The following is an 18824-nucleotide window of genomic DNA, read 5'->3' on the forward strand; positions in this document are numbered from 1 at the left end:
CCGGTCTTTGAAAGGCACATTTCCTATCCATTTTTAGAATTATTCTTCATTTGGCACAAGCTTCATTATACCAAATTTTCACCATTTAATACAGCCAAGCGCACCAAATTAAAGGCATGAAGAACTGCAATTTCGCGGACATCCGCCCGGCTACGTCCAGCGATATTAACTTGGACACTATCCACTCCATTTGGAGTCGCAAGTCCGATAAAGACAGTCCCTGCTGGGTGCCCTTCTAGACTATCTGGCCCCGCAACTCCGGTCAGGCTAACACCATAATCGGATCCTGTTAACTTACGGGCCTGTGAAGCCATGGCTTGAGCTGTAAAATGAGACACCACTCCATGTTGCTCCAACTCTTGAGCTGGAATAGACAACATCTTGCTTTTTTCTTCCAGACTATAGGTGACAAAACCACCTGCAAAGATGCTAGACGCCCCTGAAAAATCTGCCAAAGTCGCTTGGAAGAGGCCAGCCGTCAGGCTTTCTGCAGCTGTAATGGTCTTACCAGTCCGTTTCAAGAGATCAAAGGCCACCTTGGCCATCGAATTATCATCCCCATAACCATAAAACAACTCATGCAAGGGTTGATGGTCCAGGGTGTGGCGTGATAAGATTTCCTTTTCTAAGACATCGAGCTTCGCATCTGCTGAGGCTTGATCCTTCGCCTTTGTAGACAGACGCAAGGTCACTTCTCCCGTCTTGGCATAAGGAGCCACCGTCGGATCACTCTGCTTTTCAATGATATCTGCTAGGATCGTAACCAGCTGGCTTTCCCCAATCCCAAAGAAGCGCAAGACTCTTGAAAAGAGCTGCTCCCCTGTTGTCAAATGAGGCACCAATTGTTCATTGACCATGGGTTTTAACTCACTTGGTGGACCAGGTAGAACGACATAGGTCACACCATCGACTTCAATCAAACCTCCAACCGCGAGACCTGTACGGTTTTGAAGGGGGATTGAACCGGCAATCAATTGTGCTTGTCGCTCATTATTGGGCGTCCGGACATAATCAGGGCGACTTGCAAAGAAGGTGTCGAGTTTGGCAAGCGCTGTTGGATCAAAAACCAGTTCTTTCCCTAAAAACTTAGCAAGGGTTTGCTTGGTCAAATCATCCTCTGTTGGCCCAAGTCCACCACATAAAATCACCAAATCACTGCGTTTTGAAGCTGTCTCAATGGTCGAGAAGAGACGACCTTCATTATCTCCTACCGCCACATGATAATAGACATCAATCCCTAAACTAGCCAATTTTTCAGACAAGAACTGAGCATTGGTGTTCACAATTTGTCCTGTTAGAATTTCCGTTCCAACTGCAATAATTTCCGCCTTCATGGTGCCTCCTACTTATACTATTCGTAATTTTCATTTCATTTTAACACAATTTCCTAAATTATTTAAAAAAGTCGCAACCTGCGACTTTTTATTGTTCCTATTTCCAATCACAATCATTCTCATGATCATTGACCAGGCCTGCTGCTTGTAGGTAGGATAAAACTGCGACTGGTCCTGTGAACTTAAAACCACGTTTTTTGAGATCCTTGGCTAACTTCTCAGAAAGAGCTGTCTTGGCAGGAGCCTGTCGGTAATCCGGGACATCATTGACGATGGTTTTCCCATTGACAAAAGACCAAAGATAAGCATCAAACGATCCAAATTCCTCCTGGACTTGTAGAAAGGCTTGAGCATTGGCCCGTGTCGCAAAGATCTTGGCACGATTTCGGATGATAGCTGGATTGTCTAACAAGGATTCCAGTTCTTCATCCGTCATCTCTGCGACGCGTTGAAGATGGTAACCATGAAAAGATTCTCGGAAAGTCTGCCGTTTATTGAGGACCGTTTCCCAAGATAGACCGGCTTGATAAGTCTCCATACAGAGCAACTCAAAAAGCGCCTGGTCATCATGGAGGGGCCGACCCCATTCTTCATCATGGTAAGCTACATATAACGGATTGGTCATTTTGACCCAGCCACAACGTTTCGACATAGGCTATTCTCCAATCTTTGAAACATAGTTAGGTAAGGGGACCGTGGACGTGTCTAATAAATTAATCCAACGATTAATCTCTGGTGGCAGAGGGTTAAATCTCTCGTCCGTTTGATACCTTACACCATCATCTGTTTCTATTCCAGTTAATGTTTCAATCTGTTCTCGCAGCTGGTCTACAGACACCCAATCAGTCCAACCTTCAAATAAGTTTTCAGGAGCCAATGTTATCCCATACCATTCTTCAAACCATTCGATAGAGTCTGCACTTAACAGGTAGAGTTTTTCGAAAGAACAAGGTTCATCATTCACCTTTATACTTTCCACTATATTGTCATGATCTACTATGGCAATACTCGCACCACAAAATTCACAAGGAAGTGAGCCAACTTGACCATAGCGAGATCCACTATGCAAGAATAATCCTGTTTGGCTCTGTTGACAATTTTTACAAAACAATGGAAAAACGGTACAGTGTAGCCATAGTGTATCAATCTTCCCATTTTTAAACTTTATCTTAATATGGTTGCTACTGTTCTTTGCTTCAACTAGATTGATTCGAGCAATCCCCATTATTTCACCAACATCTTAAGGGCAGACTTGATGTAGTTTTCAGCAGTATCAGAAGTTCCTTCAAAGAATTTCTTGATTTTCTTAAGTTCCGTTGCCTTGTAGCCCAATGCCAACATGGCTTCCATGGCTTCCTCAAGAGCTTGGTTTTCTTCTGTTGCTTTGGCTTTGGATTGAGCCGGTGCATCTTCTAGATCAAGATTGATCTTACCTTCTAGGTCCAAAACCATCTGTTGGGCTGTTTTCTTGCCGATCTTTGGAAACTTGGTCAAGTAGGTGATGTTCTTGCTTTCGATGGCTTGGACAAGGCCTGCATTGTCGTCTGCAGCAATGATAGCCAGAGCTGAGACAGGTCCAATCCCAGAGACTGAGATCAAGTTTAAAAAGAGCTGTTTCTCTTCTTCGGTCGCAAAACCATAAAGAAGGTGGGCATCTTCACGGACCACTTGGTGCAGGTAGACTTGCACCTCTTGATTCATTTTGCCAGAGTAGGCATAGGGATTGGCCACATGCAAGAGATAGCCGATCCCAGCCGTTTCTACCACAATGTATTTAGCAGTAATTTTTGTTAAGATTCCTTTAATGTATTCGTACATAAGATTCCTTTATTTTTTGATTAATATTTGCCCAATTCCCGTAAACTGGTGTGATTTTCCTGAATGCGTCGGAACATCTTTTCCATATCCGACTTGGTGAAGTTGACCAAGACCGGACGACCGTGAGGGCAGTTATAAGGGTTGTCACATTGGGACAATTGGTAGATCAGATCTCGTGCGGAGTAATCGTCCAGTGTGTGATTGGCCTTGATGGAGCGTTTGCAGGACATCATGATGGCCAACTCAGCCCGGTATTTCTTGATGGACACTTCCTTGGTCAAAAGGAGCATATCACACATTTCATAGATGCCCGACTCGATCTCTTCTTCCTTCATCCAGATCGGATGCTCCCGTAAGATCAACTGGTTAGCTCCGTATTCTTCTAAGTAGACGCCCACTTCTTCTAAGAGGTGCTTGCGCTGTTGCAGGCGGATCAGATCGTCTGTAGGGAACTCAAAGATATAAGGCACCAGCAGTTGTTGCTGACTGCCGTCTACGTCCCCGATACTCTCACGGTATTCTTCGTATTTGACCCGCTCTTGGGCCGCGTGCTGGTCAATGATATATAGGCCCCCATTTCCTTGGGCAAAGAGATAGGTTCCATGCATCTGACCAAAATATTCCAACTCTGGGAAGGTCGAATGTTCTTCCCCATCCAACTTATCATAGGCCTTGTCTAGACTAGCCAGATCCAACTCTGGGTGATCCAGTTCATCATAAACCGCAGTCTTTCTTTCCGCAAACTTGATCGCGCTTGTCGGTTTTTCTGCTGGGTTTTCTTGGCTTGTAGAATCAGCAGTTACCTCATCTGTCAGAGGCCGTTGAGGATCTGCCACTTCTGGTCGAAGCTTGAAATCTTGACTCTCTCGGTCATAATAGAGGCGGTTTTCTTTTAAAGGCAGGGTCGTCTGTACTGGCTTTTCTGTTCGACGAATGGTCGACTTGGCTAGATTTTCTAGAGCATCCGGAATTAGGTCCTGCTCTTTCAAAGCGTTCGCAATGGCTTGGGAAATCAAGGCCATTAGTTCTCGTTCTTTGGAGATGCGAACCTCTTGCTTAGTGGGGTGAACATTGACATCCGCTAAGTAAGGATCGATCTTGATATTAATGATCGCGAGTGGAAAGCGCCCCACCATGAGTTTACTGCCGTAGCCGTCTAAAATAGCTCGATTGAGCAAGAAATTCTTGATATAACGGCCGTTGATAAAGAGACTGATGTAATTACGATTGGCACGAGTCAATTCAGGCAAAGATACAAAGCCCGTCACTTCAAAATCCAGGTCGCGATTTTCAATGGCCACCATCTTCTTGGCAGACGCGAGGCCATAGACACCCGCAATCGCTTGCCGGAGATTACCAGTCCCCGCTGTTTTGGTCATTTCTTTTCCATCATTGATCAAGGTAAAGGCAATCTCAGGATGAGCCAAACTCAAGCGGTTGAGAATATCCACGATATGGGACAACTCTGCCTGCTGGCTCTTTAAATACTTGAGACGAGCAGGTGTATTAAAAAAGAGATCTTCCACTGTGATCTTGGTCCCGACAGGGCTTGTCGCTGGCTCCACTTCCTCAATTTCGCCACCCTTTGCGACCAATTTGGTCCCGTGGGCAGCTCCTTCTTGCGCCGTTAGAAGGGTTAGAATACTGACAGAAGCAATGGAAGGCATGGCCTCACCACGAAAACCAAGCGTTCGAATACGAAAAAGATCCGCTTGACTTTTGATCTTGCTGGTCGCATGTCGACGGAGGGCCAAAGCGACCTCATCGTGGGCAATTCCTTCCCCATTGTCTGTGATTCGAATCGACTTCAATCCTGCTTCTTCGATTTCGACAACAATCTGGCTAGCCCCAGCATCGATCGAGTTTTCAACCAATTCCTTGACCACGCTAGCAGGTCGTTCAATCACTTCACCTGCCGCAATCTGATTGGCGAGGACTTCTGGCAATTCAATAATCTGTGACATGTCTGCTCCTTTACCTATTTTTTCACCGATACTTGTAGCTCTATTATACCACAGATCCACAAGACTCCCTTTCTTAAAAAATAGAGGCTGGCCCATCTTCTTCCTTAAAAACCGCATAGGCAATGAAAATGACCACATAGACAAATCCCCTTGTCTTCCCTTTGGAAAAAGTGTTTAATAGTAGTGTAAAGAAGGAGCCGGGCTAGCAGGCCAACCGACTTTACCCAAAGGAGGGAGAAACGATCTTATGAAAGTTGAAGTACACATTGATTCCCACTTCCAAGAAGAAGCGGTGATGATCACAGCACCTGCACTGTCTGCGCGTGTAAAGAAAATCCGTGACTTTGTGGAAGAATTGGATCAAAAAGGGCGCTTACGTGCCAAAAAGGATGGGGAAGCTTACCTGATCGAAAGCCAACTATTCCAACGTTTTTACATTGAAAATCGGCAAGTAATTGGCGAGACTATGACAGATCAATTTATTCTGACTGGGCCACTCTATCAGTTATCTGAAGACTTGCCGACCTTCTTTCTCAAAATTTCCCAATCTGAAATTATCAACACAAAAGAAATCGATCACCTGCACTTTACCAGTGGAGGATCCGTTCAAATCTATCTTAAAAACGGGAGTCTGACCTACTCCTCCCGTCGTTATTTAAAAGCCATTAAGGAGAAATTATCATGCTAAAACAATCTTTTTCTGACGCCCTAAAAGGGATTTTCATCGGGCTCATCCTATCCATCTTCTTTTCCTATCTCTTCTCACCTGAGTTGTACCTTCCCTTAAGTCCCAACTCTACAGTCGGCCGCTGGATGTTCTTGCATCATGTTCACGGCTCACTGGTCATGCTCTATTGTGCTCTCGTTTGGGGTGCAATTGGGGTCCTCTTTAGCTTCGGAAGTCTCCTCTTTCAAAAAGACTGGACCCTCTTACGGGCTACTCTGAGCCATTACTTGCTCATGTTGCTTGGCTTTATTCCCCTAGCTACGTTAGCCGGCTGGTTTCCAGCACGACTTGGCTTTTACCTCTCACTCGTTGTCGAATTCACCCTCGTTTACGTGATCATCTGGTTGGTCTCCCATCATTTTTATAAAAAACAAGTTAAGGAAATCAATCAAAGCATTGCTAACCACTAAGAGAAAAGATCCTCGCTATTACGAGGATCTTCTTTTTACAATTTCTTTTTCAATTCGGCGACTGCCATCATGACTTCCATCGGAGTCATATTGTAGAGATCCAGATTCTTCAATTCTGTGATCGCTGTATGTTCTGGCTCTTCCTCAAAGAGGGACATTTGTTCAACAACCTGTGAAGGTACTTCCTTTTTAGGGGTTGCATCCGCAAGCGGTACTTGCTGGGCTTGTCCTTCGAGCTTGGTCAAAATCGCATCCGCCCGCTTCAGCAATTCTTCTGGCAAACCAGCGATCTTGGCCACGTGAATCCCATAGGACTTATCTGCTGGGCCGGGTTCAATCTTGTGCAAGAAGGTAACCTGACCATCTCGCTCCAAGGTCGCAACATGGACATTTTCCAAGCGAGACAAGGTTTCTGAAAGAGCCGTCAATTCATGGTAATGGGTCGCAAACAAGGTTTTGGCACCAGTCCGATCATGGATATATTCGATGATGGATTGGGCGAGGGCCATCCCATCATAGGTCGCCGTTCCCCGTCCCAACTCATCAAACAAAATCAAGGACTGGGTCGTTGCCTTGCGAATGGCGTGATTGGCCTCCATCATTTCCACCATGAAGGTAGACTGCCCCGATACCAGGTCATCAGCAGCTCCGATTCGGGTATAAATCGCATCAAAGATTGGCAACTCGGCCTTTTGCGCGGGTACATAGGAGCCAATTTGGGCAAGAATCACAATGATCGCCAATTGGCGCATATAGGTAGACTTCCCGCTCATATTTGGTCCCGTAATCAGCTGAATATCCCGTTCTTCATCCATAAAGATGCTATTAGGAATATAGGACTGGGCTCCCATCACTTTCTCAACAACCGGATGGCGGCCTTTGTCGATTGCGATTCGTCGTTCTTCATGAAAAAGGGGACGATTCAACCGTTGCGACTCAGCGACACTGGCTAAACTTTGTAAAACATCAACCGTTGCAATCGCCTGAGCTAATTGTTGCAGACGTTGGATATACTTGCCAACTTCTTCCCGAATCCGCATAAAAATCGTATATTCCAGATTAGCAGACTTCTCACGCGCCTCTAGCATATCTCCTTCGATGCGAGCCAATTCCTCCGTACCAAAGCGTTCTGAATTTTTCAAGGTCGCCTTGCGGAAAAAGTGAGCAGGAACGTGACTCAATTGAGAATTGGTGACATGGAAATAGTAGCCATCCTTCTTGTTGTAATCGATTTTTAGACCTGTAATGCCGCTGGCTTCGCGCTCCTTGGCCTCAATCTCAGCAATCCAACCAGTACCATCCCGAAGAACGACACGGTACTGGTCCAATTGCTCGTCAAACCCAGTTCGGATGATATTTCCCTCCGTAATAACAGCAGACGCTTCCGGAGCAATAGCTGAGGTAATCAAGCGGTGCAACTCAGGAAGTTCATCCAAGCGTGCAATTAAGACATCTAAGACTGGATCACCAATCCCCAGTAGAATCGACTTGATCGTCGGCACATGCCCCAGAGTATCTCCTAGCTGCAAGAGATCCTTAGGGTTGATCTTGCCAAAGGAAACCCGACTCGCTAAGCGTTCAATGTCATAGACCCCTTTGAGGCTGTCGGTCAAATCGCTCCGTTCAAAGAAATGATCCATAAAGACCTGAATGATGTCCTGTCGCTCTCGAATCCGTTTCAAATCGACTAAGGGCTTCTGAATCCAGGACCGCAACAAACGACCGCCCATGGCCGTCTTGGTTTCATCCAAATACCAATACAAGCTACCATGTTTCTTCCCAGTTCGCGCATTCTCTGTCAAATCAAGACTAGCCTTGGTCGCAAAGTCCATCTGCAAGAAATCGCAAATCTCATAATGATGGGCTTTTTTGAGGTGGCTCAATTCCCGCATTTGTGTCTGGTAGACATACTGGAGAAGTTTTCCAGCCGTTTTCTTTTCGAGCTCACTCAACTGATCCCCTAAGAGTTGAACATCGTCGAGCGCCGTCTCTACATGTGACAACAAGAGATTCATCTGGCTCACAAACACACGCTCTTCCTGTTCTGGCAACTCATAACCCAGGACCACCTCACGCGCACGTAAATTGCGGATTTCTCCACAAACCATGCTAAAGTCATTGAGGGTCGTCACCTGAAACTCCCCTGTCACCAGATCCATATAGGCTAGCCCATACTCATTTCCTGAACGATCCAAAGCAACCAGGAAGTTGTTCTCACTATCTGGCTTGGTCGAATCCACCACTGTACCCGGCGTAATCACCTGTACGACTTCACGCTTAACGACCCCCTTGGCTTCTTTGGGGTCTTCCATTTGTTCTGCAATCGCGACCTTATACCCCTGTTCAATGAGAACATCAATATACTGCTGGGCCGAGTGGTAGGGAACACCCGCCATAGGGATCGGATTCTCTGCATTTTTATTCCGTGAGGTTAAGGAAATCTCTAAAATTTGAGCCGCATTCACTGCATCTTCATAAAATAATTCGTAAAAATCTCCCATTCGAAACAGCAAAAAGGCATCCGGATAATCTTTTTTGATATCTAGATACTGCTGCATTCCAGGGGATATTTTCTCTACTGCCATACTTCTTTATTCCTTACTCTTGCATCATTTTCTGACGCAAGCCCCATAGATGAAAACAGGAGTAGATAGCTCACTATCTTCCTCCTTTTGACATCTTAACAGGGCTTGATTACTGCATCATCCCTAAAATTTCATTTTGAATTTCAATGGCTGCATCTTGGTCACGGCAGACAATCAAGAGGGTATTAGCCCCTGCTACAGTTCCCAAAATACGCTCATCTGACATTTCATCTACACCATTGGCCAAGAGAGCTGCTTCTCCTAGCTCTGTCCGCAAGACCAAGGTGAATTCTGCTCGTGAGACAGACTTGGCGTGGCTGGACAACATAATATAAATCTCTGCCACCTCAGGCTCATTGGGCAAAATATAATACAACTGGTCTTTTCGTTTCACCTTGACTAGACCCAGATCGCGCAAATCTCGTGACAGAGTTGTTTGCGTTACAGCAATTCCTTTTGCTTCTAATCGATCCTGAATCTCTTTTTGAGTCGACAATTTTTCATTTCGAATCATTTGTTGAATCAAAAGGTGACGTTCTGTCTTTTTCATTGGACCTCCACTTTTGAATAAATATACTTTAAATTATACCAAAAAAATTGAAAATTCGCTCAGAATTGTGTTAAAATAATAGTTAAAAGGACTAAGGAGCTAATATGAACAATAAAGAACTCATTGCTAGTGAATTGGCCAAAGTGATTGACTCTCTTGACCAAGATGCTATTTTAAACTTGCTTGAACAACCAAAATCATCTGATCTTGGTGACATTGCTTTTCCAGCCTTCTCACTTGCAAAAGTGGAACGCAAGGCTCCTCAAGCAATCGCTGCAGATATTGCTGAAAAGATCGACCAAAGTGCCTTCGAAAAAGTCGTTGCAACTGGACCTTACGTGAACTTCTTCTTAGACAAATCTAAGATCTCTGATCAAGTAATCAAATCCGTCATCGAAGCAGGTGCAGACTATGGCCAACAAGACGAAGGTCATGGCCAAAACATTACCATCGACCTTTCAAGCCCAAACATCGCAAAACCATTCTCAGTTGGTCACTTGCGCTCAACCGTTATCGGGGATGCTCTTTCAAACATCTTCCGCAAAATGGGCTACAACACGATTAAAATCAACCACTTGGGGGACTGGGGTAAACAGTTCGGTCTCTTGATGGTGGCCTACAAAAAATGGGGCAGCAAGGAAACTGTCGAAGCCAACCCAATCGATGAATTGCTAAAACTTTACGTTCGAATCAACGCTGAAATCGAAAACGATCCTGAGCTTGATGAAGAAGGACGTAAATGGTTCAAAAAATTGGAAGATGGGGATCCAGAAGCCACTGAATTGTGGCAATGGTTCCGTGACGAAAGCTTGGTAGAATTCAACCGTATCTACAAACTCCTCGGTGTTGAGTTTGATAGCTTAAACGGGGAAGCTTTCTACAACGACAAGATGGACGAAGGGGTTCAAATCCTTGAAGACAAAGGCTTGTTGAAAGAATCTAAAGGGGCTAGCATCGTTGAGTTGGATGATGTGAACCTTCCACCAGCTATGATTAAGAAATCAGACGGTGCCACTCTTTACATCACGCGTGATATCGCAACCGCTATCTACCGTGCACGGACTTACAACTTTGTGAAAAACATCTATGCTGTAGGGCAAGAACAATCCAACCACTTCCGTCAGTTGAAAGCTGTTCTGAAGAAAATGGGATTTGACTGGAGCGACGATATGGTTCACGTTGACTTTGGTTTGGTGACAAAAAACCGCCAAAAATTGTCAACTCGTAAAGGAAATATCATCCTTCTCGAGCCAACTCTTCAAGAAGCCATCTCTCGTGCCAAAGCTCAGATCGAAGAAAAGAATCCTGAATTGGAAAACAAGGAAGAAGTGGCACATGCAGTCGGTGTTGGTGCGGTTAAATTCTACGACTTGAAGACAGACCGTCGCAATGGGTATGACTTCGACCTCGAAGCCATGGTATCCTTTGAAGGAGAAACTGGACCTTACGTTCAATACGCTTACGCTCGTATCCAATCCATCCTTCGCAAAGCCAACTTCACACCATCTACAGATGCGACATACAGCTTGAGCGATCCTGAAAGCTGGGAAATCATCAAGCTTCTCCAAGACTTCTCTCGTGTTGTCAAACGTGCCGCTGAAAACTATGATCCATCCTTGATCGCAAAATATGCTATCAACTTGGCTCAAGCCTTCAACAAATACTATGCACACACTCGTATCTTGGATGAAAGCCCAGAACGCGAAAGCCGTCTTGCTCTTAGCTACTCAACAGCAGTAGTCTTAAAAGAAGCTCTTCGCTTACTTGGTGTCGATGCACCTGAGAAAATGTAATTTCTTATCTAATGATTGATAAGTAGAACATCTCTTATGGGAGTGAGAGGAGAAACTAAATGAGATTCAATTTAGTTCTTTCTCACTCCTTTTCTCATGCCCAATGCCCTTCATTCTCTACATTTTCAGTTCCTTTATATACAGGAGAAATCTATGAATCAAACCGTTTACATCTTAATCCTCATCAGTTTAGTGGTTCTCTTTTTATTTAACAAGTACGAAAGAGAAAAACTACAACGGCTCTTACAAGAGCAACTCTTGAAAGATCAAGCTTTCAAAGATAGCATCAAGGAAAAAATCCAAGAGACCGACAATATCAACGATGTCATCCATGACATCAATAAAGACTATCGATTGGGGCTCCTACTTGCTAAAGAAATCACAGAAAAATTAAAATAAGCCATAGAAGAGGAGTCATATAAAATGTGACTCCTCTTCTATTCAGTCGCAACAAATAAGAGGCTGGGACAAAAGTCCTAGCCTCTCAATTATTTTTGGATTGTCGAGCAAGACGCAGTGGTTGAGTGGCCTCTACTACGCTGATTTCATCAGCTTTTACAGCCCTACTCAACTGTGCGGAGGTGGGACGACGAAATCGAATTCTAACGAATTACCGATTTCTGTCCCACTCTCTTTATTTTAAAGATGATACAAATCTTCTACAATGGCAGCTACTTTTTTAATATCTCCCAACATCCCCCGCATTTCAAAATCGGCTAACATAGGGAAACCAAAACGTTGGCTGTATTGCTTAGCAGTTAAACAATATTGATTGTTAAAATTCCGATTGCCTGATCCAACCACTCCTAAGCACTTGCTGGCGTTGTCTCCGTAAGCAATAAAATCCGCAACATCTGTCGTCAAAATTTCCACATCGCCGTTGTCAACACCATTTCCACCCTCCAAATAGGTTGGCAAAAAAGTAATAAAAGGATTGGTCATTTCAAAGAAGGGCTGGCCCTCTTTGACCAGGTCTTTCACATGAACTTTCTCGATTTCAAGTCCGGGATGGGCTTCCAGCAAATAGTCACTTAAACGGCGGACAAAACTCTCTGTATTCCCACTCAGACTAATATAAACAAAGGATACTTTCATCTTTTTTCTCCAATCAAGAAGCTCTCTTATCCTCTAAGAGAGCCCCATTCATAATCATCTATTACGCTGTCGCTTGAGCTTTTCTCAAACGCAAGGTTTTATACAAAATAATTCCAAAGAAAAGAAGAGCAAACGCCGTCAAGAGTAACAAAGCAATGGACGAAGATGCCAGATATCGTTGGCGAAGTGCTTGGTTTGAAAAACTAGCCAATAGCGGACGTCCTGCAAAATAATTATAAAAAGAGAAGGCTTGACTTAACAAAATCTGTCCCATATAAGTATAATGTGTTGTTAACAGATCCTGCTTCATAAAGAGGAAATAGAAAGTTGCAAGCAAGGCAATCAGAATCAGGGAAACAAATAAAAAGGCTAGTGGAGACTGATTGAGTTGGGCTGATTTCTCATAATATGTCACATAGTCAGCCTTGTCTTGAGCCGTTGTTAAACCAAGTTGTTTAGCAAAATCATCTGTCAACTCAAAACTCTTTGAAGCTCCAAAGGTAGAAACAGCTGATGTTAGGGTTCCAACCGTAGAGAAAAATAACAGGATGTAAAGATAGATAGGTTTCTTTTTCATACAAACTCCTTTTCATTTCTTACACCCTATTATATCGCGATACAGATAGAAAGGCAAGCGCCTCAAAACCGTGGAAGCACTTGCCTGATCACTGATACGTTCAAATGAAATTCATTTGGAAAATAATGTGTGCAAAAGATGAAAAGCCATCGCAACTGTATCATTGGAATGATTAGAGATATAACGGAGTCCTATAAACTTTCATTCGAACACCACCAGTATATCTCATTCTTTTCTTCTTGTGTCATCCATTTCTATTCTGCTTCATTTGGACACTATTTTGTCTAAAAAAGGCATTCCCTTACCTCATACAAAAACTATTCGGTCCTTTTTCGCAACCATTTGGTTATCACTCTATCAAAAAAGCCAGAAGGACTTGCCTTCTGACTTTCTTTATTTAGATGAATGAACGAAAGAACTAAGAATTAATTCTCTTTTTTCTTGCGAGCAAGACCCAATCCAAGCAATCCAGCCATCGCACCTGCAAGAACAGCTACAGTTGAGCTTTCTGTACCTGTATTTGGAAGCGCAGGTGTTTGTGGTTGCGCAGGTTGTACAGGTTGTTCTGGAACTTCAGGAGTTGGTTCTGTTGGAACCTCTGGAGTTGGTGGAACGATTGGTGTTGGTGGGTTATATGGTGTTGGTGGAGTCGGAGGAACTGGTGTCGGTGGGGTTGGAATGTCTGTTTCCGTTACCACTTTATTCTTATGCCATTTCACTTCAGCTTCTGGTTTCACCGGATTTGTATTTGGAACGACTTCAGGAGTCGGTGGGGTTGGTTGGGTTGGCGGAGTTGGAGCTGTTGGTTCCTTCACATCAACCGTGATCACAGTGTAGTTAGGTTCTTTTGGAGCCGTAGGACCTTTAGGTTCTTCTGGTTTCGTTGGCTCTGCTGGTAGTTTTTCAATTGTAATCGTCGGTGGAGTTGGAGCCTTTGGTTCTTCAGGAGCTGTTGGCTCTTTTGGTGCTTCACCTGGATTTTTTGGAATACCAACATTTGAGTTAATGGCAAACCAATATACCGTTGGCTGACCAGCCGCATTGGCACCATTAGCCGTAAAGACTAGGTGACCATCAGACATCTTCAATCCTGCTCCGCCATAATAAAGGTATGGAGAAGATGGATTATCCCAACCTTCAAGGGTGGCTGAAGACTCGCCATTGAAGATAGAGCCATGTTCAATATATTGGTTATCTTTAAATGAGGTTACCTCTTTAGTAGCAGCATCATAAGAAACACTTGAATTTGGAATTGGAATATATTTATTATTGCCAATATTTACAGACTCTTGGTGCTCCACATTTTCAAACTTCTTCTTAGGAGTAAAGATGATTCGACCTGATGTTGGATCAATTGTATAAGAACCGATGACATCATCTTTACCTTCGAAAGTGAACTCATCTGTTCCGATAGAGTGTCCATTTCCAGAACCTGAAGCATTAACAGATGATGTATCAATTACAGTTTCTTCACTGACTGTAAATTCACTACCATTCCATGTCGCTTTTTGAGCCACAATCTTAACTGGATTTTCAGCAGAAATAGTGACGTCCGCAGTCCCAAAGTCAGCTGTTCCATTTTTAACAACTACGGCATTGTTTTCAATGCTCATGGATGACCCATCTGCATATGGATTCCAAGTTCCACGAACGGTATTACCATTTTTGTCTTTAGCTTCTACCGTAAGCGCACGAGGTTTATCTCCACTATCCACATAAGAAGCACCTGTCCAGTGGTTGAGGGAGTTCAACGCTACAATCGCATTGTGTTGGGTCAAATCAAATTGATTGCCATCACCATCATAGAATTCAACATCAACAGCAACCTTAACGGGTTTGTTTTGGTCTGTTGAAGCACCGACTGTAAGAGTTACAGTTGGGTCCGCACTAACAGCTGCAATCCCTTTGCCATCATTTGATGGAAGACTTAGAATCTCATAACGGTAAATCACGCGCTTGATAGGATGCATATCTGTATTTTCACGCATGCTGGACTGATTCAAATTATCATAGGTTACAACAAATTTGTCACCTTCTTTAATTTGAATAAATTCAGTTTCATTATTCGCCCAAGGACTAGTTGCTACAATATCTGAAGCTTCCAATTTATTGGAATCATATTGATGTACATTGCTTGTATTCAAACGAGCTTGAGCATCGCGAGTGAGGTAAGTACTGATGCCGTCAATGGTGTGAGTTGCACCACCTTCACGTTGGAAGGTCAAATCTTGAACAGTTTCAACATCTTTTAGATCTTGGAAACCATGGTCATTCATGTATTTATCATAGGCTTCTTTAGCATCTTTATACTGTGCCAAAGCGGTTTGATATTCAGCAAGTTTTGTTTGGTAGGTAGCAAAATCTTTGCCGTATTGCTCTAAGTCTACATTGTATTTGGCAAGCTCCACTTCATACTTAGCTTTAGCAGCATCTTCTTCCGCCTTCTTCGCTACCAATTGATCATAAGCTGCTTTATCTTTATCGTACTGTGCTTTCTTAGCTTGGTACTCTTGTAAATCTTTATCGTATTGTGCTTTAGCTGCATTATAAACAGCCATTTCTGCATCATACTTAGCTTTTGCTTCTGCATTGGCCTTATCCGCTGCTGCTTTTTCTGCTACTTTAGCATCGTAGGCTGCCTTTTTAGCATTGTACTCTTCTAGAGCTTTATCATAAGCTGCTTGTTGGGTATTGTAGTCTTCTACTTGTTTCTTGTATGCCGCTTCTGCTTCTGCATTTCTCTTTTCAATCAATGTGATTTCTTGAGATTTTGCTTCATACTCAGCTTTTGCCTTTTTGTAGTTTTCAACGACTGTGTTGATTTCAGCTGTTTGAGCTTTATTATCTGCTTCTGCTGCTGCGGTAGATGGTTGGACTTTTTCAGCTTCTTCTGTAACGGTCACACCTTCTGTAGCCGCATCAGCTTTTGCTTTTTCAAGTTCTGGTGATTCTACATAAGTCGTCGTAACTGTTTTATTTCCTTCTGTCACAGTTGTAGATGTCAACTTAGAACTTGTTGCAACAGCTGCATCGCTTGTTGCTGTATCCGTAGTAGTCGCTTCAGTTGCAGGTGCTGTTGCTTCATCTGCTTTCACTTCTGCTCCGTAGGTATTAACAGTAGCCAATCCAGCGATGGCCAATGAAACAACACCGACTGATAACTTACGAATTGAAAATTTTTCCTGCTTCGAAACATGTTCACGATAGCTTTTCATTTTCAAAACTCTCCTTTTTTGTTTAAAAAAATCTCACTGTAGAGGCAAAAATATGCTACTTTCAGTTAACTCCATTGTATCACAATCAACCATTTCTACATATTTGTTAATTTAATTTTTTATTTTACTTTAAATATATAACAACTTGAATCCCCAAACCTTCCTTGCCTTCCCCATCTTTTAGTTGAAAATATATGTAAACGCCTTTGAAAAAACCTTTATTTTCAAGGGTTTTCAGGACGCTTTCTCTTTTTATAAATTTCACCGGAAGGCTTTTTAAAGGGAAGTATTTTTTTATACCAATAAATTAGATTTGAAGACTGAAATAAAAATTTATGTAATTTTTTCCCTTTAGGGGTGGCAAAATTCAAAAAAACAACACTTTTTGCAGAGTGTCCATCCCCTAAACTAGCTCCATTTCTTTTCCAAAATAAGAAGTAATGAAAAAGACCAAGGTCTTATGGACCTTGGTCTAACAACTAATCATTAGTTTAAGTGCCAGATATCTTCATTGTACTGAGCGATCGTACGGTCAGATGAGAAGAATCCTGCTTTAGCAATGTTTACGATAACTTGATCCAACCATGCATCACGGTCTTCGTAGTCAGCCAACATGCGTTCTTTGGTTACAATGTAGTCTTCCAAGTCAAGAAGAGTCATGAACCAGTCTTTGTTGATCAATTCCTTGTGAAGACGAGTCAAGCGTTCCTTGTTACCAACTGCAAGAACGGCATCGCTGATAATGAAGTCTACCAATGGTTTGATAGCTTCACGTTCATAGAAATCCGCTGATTTGTATGCTGATTTCTCATATAGATCGATTACAGTTTCTGAATCTTCACCGAAGATGTAGATGTTGTCACGTCCAACCAATTCAGCGATTTCCACGTTTGCTCCATCCATCGTACCAAGTGTCAACGCACCATTCAACATGAATTTCATGTTACCAGTACCTGAAGCTTCCTTAGAAGCAAGGGAGATTTGCTCAGAAATATCGCTAGCTGGAATCAAGTAGCTTGCAGCAGTCACGTTGTAGTTTTCTACCATAACGACTTGCAAGTGTGGAGCTACTGCTGGATCGTTTGCAATCACTTCAGACAAGCAAAGGATCAAGTGGATGATATCTTGTGCAATAGTGTAGGCAGGAGCTGCTTTACCACCAAAGAGAACAGTGATTGGACGAGCAGGGATATTTCCTGCTTTGATGTCCAAGTATTTGTGGATCACATACAAAGCGTTCATTTGTTGACGTTTGTATTCGTGAAGACGTTTGATTTGGGTATCAAAGATAGAGTTAGGATTGATTTCCACACCTTGATGGTCTTTCAAGAAACGAGCCAATTTCCGTTTGTTGTGAGACTTGATGTTTTCCAATTTTGCTTTGACTGCATCTTTATCTTCATAAGAAAGAAGGTCTTCCAATTTAGATGCGTCATGGTGCCAGTCACGTCCGAGGATATCATCCAAGTAGTGTGACAAGGTTGGGTTGGCATGCATGAGCCAACGACGGAATGTGATACCGTTTGTTTTGTTGTTGAATTTTTCAGGGTAAATGTCGTAGAAGGCTTTCAACTCAGAATTCTTCAAGATTTCTGTGTGAAGTGCTGCTACCCCGTTTACGCTAAATCCATAGTGGATATCCATGTGCGCCATGTGTACGCGATCATTCTCATCGATGATTTGAACAGCTGGATCTTTGTATTCAGCACGTACACGGCGGTCCAATTCTTCAATGATCGGAACCAAGTGAGGGACCACTTCTTGCAAGAACTCAAGTGGCCATTTTTCAAGGGCTTCCGCAAGAATCGTGTGGTTGGTATAAGCTGTCATGCTGCGAACGATTGAGATCGCTTCATCCATTCCAATACCACGTTCTGTCAAAAGACGGATCAATTCAGGGATGACCATTGATGGGTGAGTATCATTGATTTGTACAACAGCATAGTCAGCAAGGTCATGCAAGTTGCTTCCTTTTTCGATGGCTTCGTCGATGATCAATTGAGCACCATTTGATACCATGAAGTATTGTTGGAAGATACGGAGCAATTCTCCTTGACGGTTACTATCATCTGGATACAAGAAGAGGGTCAAGTTGTGAGCGATATCTGTCTTGTCAAAGTTAATGCCATCTTCAATAATAGATGAGTCAACTGAATCCAAGTCGAACAAGCGCAAACGGTTCTTCGTATCAACCTTGTAACCAGGAACATCAATGTCATAAAGGGTAGAAGTCAATGTGAAGTGTGCAAATGGCACCTTGTAGCTACGGCTTGAACGAACAAGCCAGCTTTGGTCAGTCAACCATGCATTTGGAATAGTTTCTTGTTGATTGTTTTTAAATACTTGTTGGAACAAACCAAAGTGGTAGTTCAAACCAACTCCATCCCCTGTCAAACCAAGGCTTGAAATAGAGTCGATAAAGCAGGCTGCCAAACGTCCCAAACCACCATTACCAAGTGATGGTTCCAATTCCACTTCTTCTACTTCGATCAAGTCTTTACCAGCATCTGACAATTCTTTTTTAACATCGTCGTAAAGACCCAAGTTGATCAAGTTATTAGACAAGAGTTTACCGATCAAGAACTCAGCTGAGATGTAGTAAACTTTTTTCTTACCAGTATTCAATTTCTTTTGGGCACTTGCTTGCTTGGTGTAATTAAGCAAAGCAATGTACAATTCTTCATTTGAACATTCTGCAATTGTTTTTTTCTGATGATCAATCACATATTTTTGTAATGATTCCATGTTGGGTATCT

At 43.0% G+C, this 18824-nt stretch carries 15 protein-coding genes; 4 read left to right on the top strand and 11 right to left on the bottom strand.

Annotated elements, in window-relative coordinates:
- Positions 1–65: 65 nt before the first annotated feature.
- The 5 genes from TZ97_RS08305 to mutL form a co-directional block, all read right to left on the bottom strand.
- The gene (locus TZ97_RS08305) at positions 66–1334 is read right to left on the bottom strand and encodes a competence/damage-inducible protein A (RefSeq protein ID WP_045760024.1); all 1269 of its coding nucleotides are present in this window, start codon (positions 1332–1334) and stop codon (positions 66–68) included.
- Between the two features lie 97 nt (positions 1335–1431).
- Entirely contained in the window at positions 1432–1986 is a 555-nt protein-coding gene (locus TZ97_RS08310; RefSeq protein ID WP_045760025.1) for a DNA-3-methyladenine glycosylase I, read from the bottom strand.
- Positions 1987–1989: 3 nt separating this feature from the next.
- The gene (locus tag TZ97_RS08315) at positions 1990–2559 is read right to left on the bottom strand and encodes a hypothetical protein (protein ID WP_045760026.1); all 570 of its coding nucleotides are present in this window, start codon (positions 2557–2559) and stop codon (positions 1990–1992) included.
- On the bottom strand, positions 2559–3152 hold the full coding sequence (gene ruvA, locus TZ97_RS08320; protein ID WP_045760027.1) for a Holliday junction branch migration protein RuvA: 594 nt from the start codon (positions 3150–3152) through the stop codon (positions 2559–2561). The genes TZ97_RS08315 and ruvA overlap by 1 nt, the downstream gene beginning before the upstream one ends.
- 20 nt (positions 3153–3172) lie before the next feature.
- Positions 3173–5116: a DNA mismatch repair endonuclease MutL gene (gene mutL / locus TZ97_RS08325; protein ID WP_045760028.1), complete on the bottom strand. Its 1944-nt coding sequence runs from the start codon at positions 5114–5116 to the stop codon at positions 3173–3175.
- Between the two features lie 247 nt (positions 5117–5363).
- On the opposite strand from mutL, the gene TZ97_RS08330 reads away from it, so the two are divergent.
- Entirely contained in the window at positions 5364–5804 is a 441-nt protein-coding gene (locus tag TZ97_RS08330; RefSeq protein ID WP_003009119.1) for a LytTR family DNA-binding domain-containing protein, read from the top strand.
- Entirely contained in the window at positions 5798–6253 is a 456-nt protein-coding gene (locus tag TZ97_RS08335) for a DUF3021 domain-containing protein (RefSeq protein WP_045760029.1), read from the top strand. The genes TZ97_RS08330 and TZ97_RS08335 overlap by 7 nt, the downstream gene beginning before the upstream one ends.
- Before the next feature lie 35 nt (positions 6254–6288).
- On the opposite strand, the gene mutS is transcribed toward TZ97_RS08335, so the two are convergent.
- Positions 6289–8838 (bottom strand): DNA mismatch repair protein MutS, encoded by a 2550-nt coding sequence (gene mutS, locus TZ97_RS08340; protein WP_045760030.1) that lies wholly within the window; start codon positions 8836–8838, stop codon positions 6289–6291.
- A gap of 109 nt (positions 8839–8947) precedes the next feature.
- Positions 8948–9388: an arginine repressor gene (gene argR, locus TZ97_RS08345; protein WP_003009125.1), complete on the bottom strand. Its 441-nt coding sequence runs from the start codon at positions 9386–9388 to the stop codon at positions 8948–8950.
- A 104-nt stretch (positions 9389–9492) separates the two neighbouring features.
- On the opposite strand from argR, the gene argS reads away from it, so the two are divergent.
- A complete protein-coding gene (argS, locus tag TZ97_RS08350; RefSeq protein WP_045760031.1) occupies positions 9493–11181 on the top strand; it encodes an arginine--tRNA ligase in 1689 nt (562 codons plus the stop codon).
- A 153-nt stretch (positions 11182–11334) separates the two neighbouring features.
- The gene (locus tag TZ97_RS08355) at positions 11335–11580 is read left to right on the top strand and encodes a hypothetical protein (protein WP_045760032.1); all 246 of its coding nucleotides are present in this window, start codon (positions 11335–11337) and stop codon (positions 11578–11580) included.
- A 240-nt stretch (positions 11581–11820) separates the two neighbouring features.
- On the opposite strand, the gene nrdI is transcribed toward TZ97_RS08355, so the two are convergent.
- The 4 genes from nrdI to glgP form a co-directional block, all read right to left on the bottom strand.
- Entirely contained in the window at positions 11821–12276 is a 456-nt protein-coding gene (gene nrdI, locus TZ97_RS08360) for a class Ib ribonucleoside-diphosphate reductase assembly flavoprotein NrdI (RefSeq protein ID WP_045760033.1), read from the bottom strand.
- Between the two features lie 61 nt (positions 12277–12337).
- Entirely contained in the window at positions 12338–12853 is a 516-nt protein-coding gene (locus TZ97_RS08365; RefSeq protein ID WP_045760034.1) for an ABC transporter permease, read from the bottom strand.
- 425 nt (positions 12854–13278) lie between these two features.
- The gene (locus tag TZ97_RS08370) at positions 13279–16068 is read right to left on the bottom strand and encodes a GbpC/Spa domain-containing protein (RefSeq protein WP_045760035.1); all 2790 of its coding nucleotides are present in this window, start codon (positions 16066–16068) and stop codon (positions 13279–13281) included.
- Positions 16069–16554: 486 nt separating this feature from the next.
- Positions 16555–18813 (bottom strand): glycogen/starch/alpha-glucan family phosphorylase, encoded by a 2259-nt coding sequence (gene glgP, locus TZ97_RS08375; RefSeq protein ID WP_045760036.1) that lies wholly within the window; start codon positions 18811–18813, stop codon positions 16555–16557.
- Positions 18814–18824 lie beyond the last annotated feature (11 nt).

The organism is Streptococcus parasanguinis (assembly GCF_000963275.1).
Classification (GTDB): domain Bacteria; phylum Bacillota; class Bacilli; order Lactobacillales; family Streptococcaceae; genus Streptococcus; species Streptococcus parasanguinis_B.

Excerpts from the sequence above, each read along its gene's own strand:
- TZ97_RS08310 (WP_045760025.1), bottom strand. The coding sequence starts at position 1,986 with ATGTCGAAACGTTGTGGCTGGGTCAAAATGACCAATCCGTTATATGTA.
- ruvA (WP_045760027.1), bottom strand. The coding sequence starts at position 3,152 with ATGTACGAATACATTAAAGGAATCTTAACAAAAATTACTGCTAAATAC.
- mutL (WP_045760028.1), bottom strand. The coding sequence starts at position 5,116 with ATGTCACAGATTATTGAATTGCCAGAAGTCCTCGCCAATCAGATTGCG.
- TZ97_RS08355 (WP_045760032.1), top strand. The coding sequence starts at position 11,335 with ATGAATCAAACCGTTTACATCTTAATCCTCATCAGTTTAGTGGTTCTC.
- TZ97_RS08305 (WP_045760024.1), bottom strand. The coding sequence starts at position 1,334 with ATGAAGGCGGAAATTATTGCAGTTGGAACGGAAATTCTAACAGGACAA.
- TZ97_RS08370 (WP_045760035.1), bottom strand. The coding sequence starts at position 16,068 with ATGAAAAGCTATCGTGAACATGTTTCGAAGCAGGAAAAATTTTCAATT.
- glgP (WP_045760036.1), bottom strand. The coding sequence starts at position 18,813 with ATGGAATCATTACAAAAATATGTGATTGATCATCAGAAAAAAACAATT.
- nrdI (WP_045760033.1), bottom strand. The coding sequence starts at position 12,276 with ATGAAAGTATCCTTTGTTTATATTAGTCTGAGTGGGAATACAGAGAGT.
- TZ97_RS08365 (WP_045760034.1), bottom strand. The coding sequence starts at position 12,853 with ATGAAAAAGAAACCTATCTATCTTTACATCCTGTTATTTTTCTCTACG.
- argS (WP_045760031.1), top strand. The coding sequence starts at position 9,493 with ATGAACAATAAAGAACTCATTGCTAGTGAATTGGCCAAAGTGATTGAC.
- mutS (WP_045760030.1), bottom strand. The coding sequence starts at position 8,838 with ATGGCAGTAGAGAAAATATCCCCTGGAATGCAGCAGTATCTAGATATC.
- argR (WP_003009125.1), bottom strand. The coding sequence starts at position 9,388 with ATGAAAAAGACAGAACGTCACCTTTTGATTCAACAAATGATTCGAAAT.
- TZ97_RS08315 (WP_045760026.1), bottom strand. The coding sequence starts at position 2,559 with ATGGGGATTGCTCGAATCAATCTAGTTGAAGCAAAGAACAGTAGCAAC.
- TZ97_RS08335 (WP_045760029.1), top strand. The coding sequence starts at position 5,798 with ATGCTAAAACAATCTTTTTCTGACGCCCTAAAAGGGATTTTCATCGGG.
- TZ97_RS08330 (WP_003009119.1), top strand. The coding sequence starts at position 5,364 with ATGAAAGTTGAAGTACACATTGATTCCCACTTCCAAGAAGAAGCGGTG.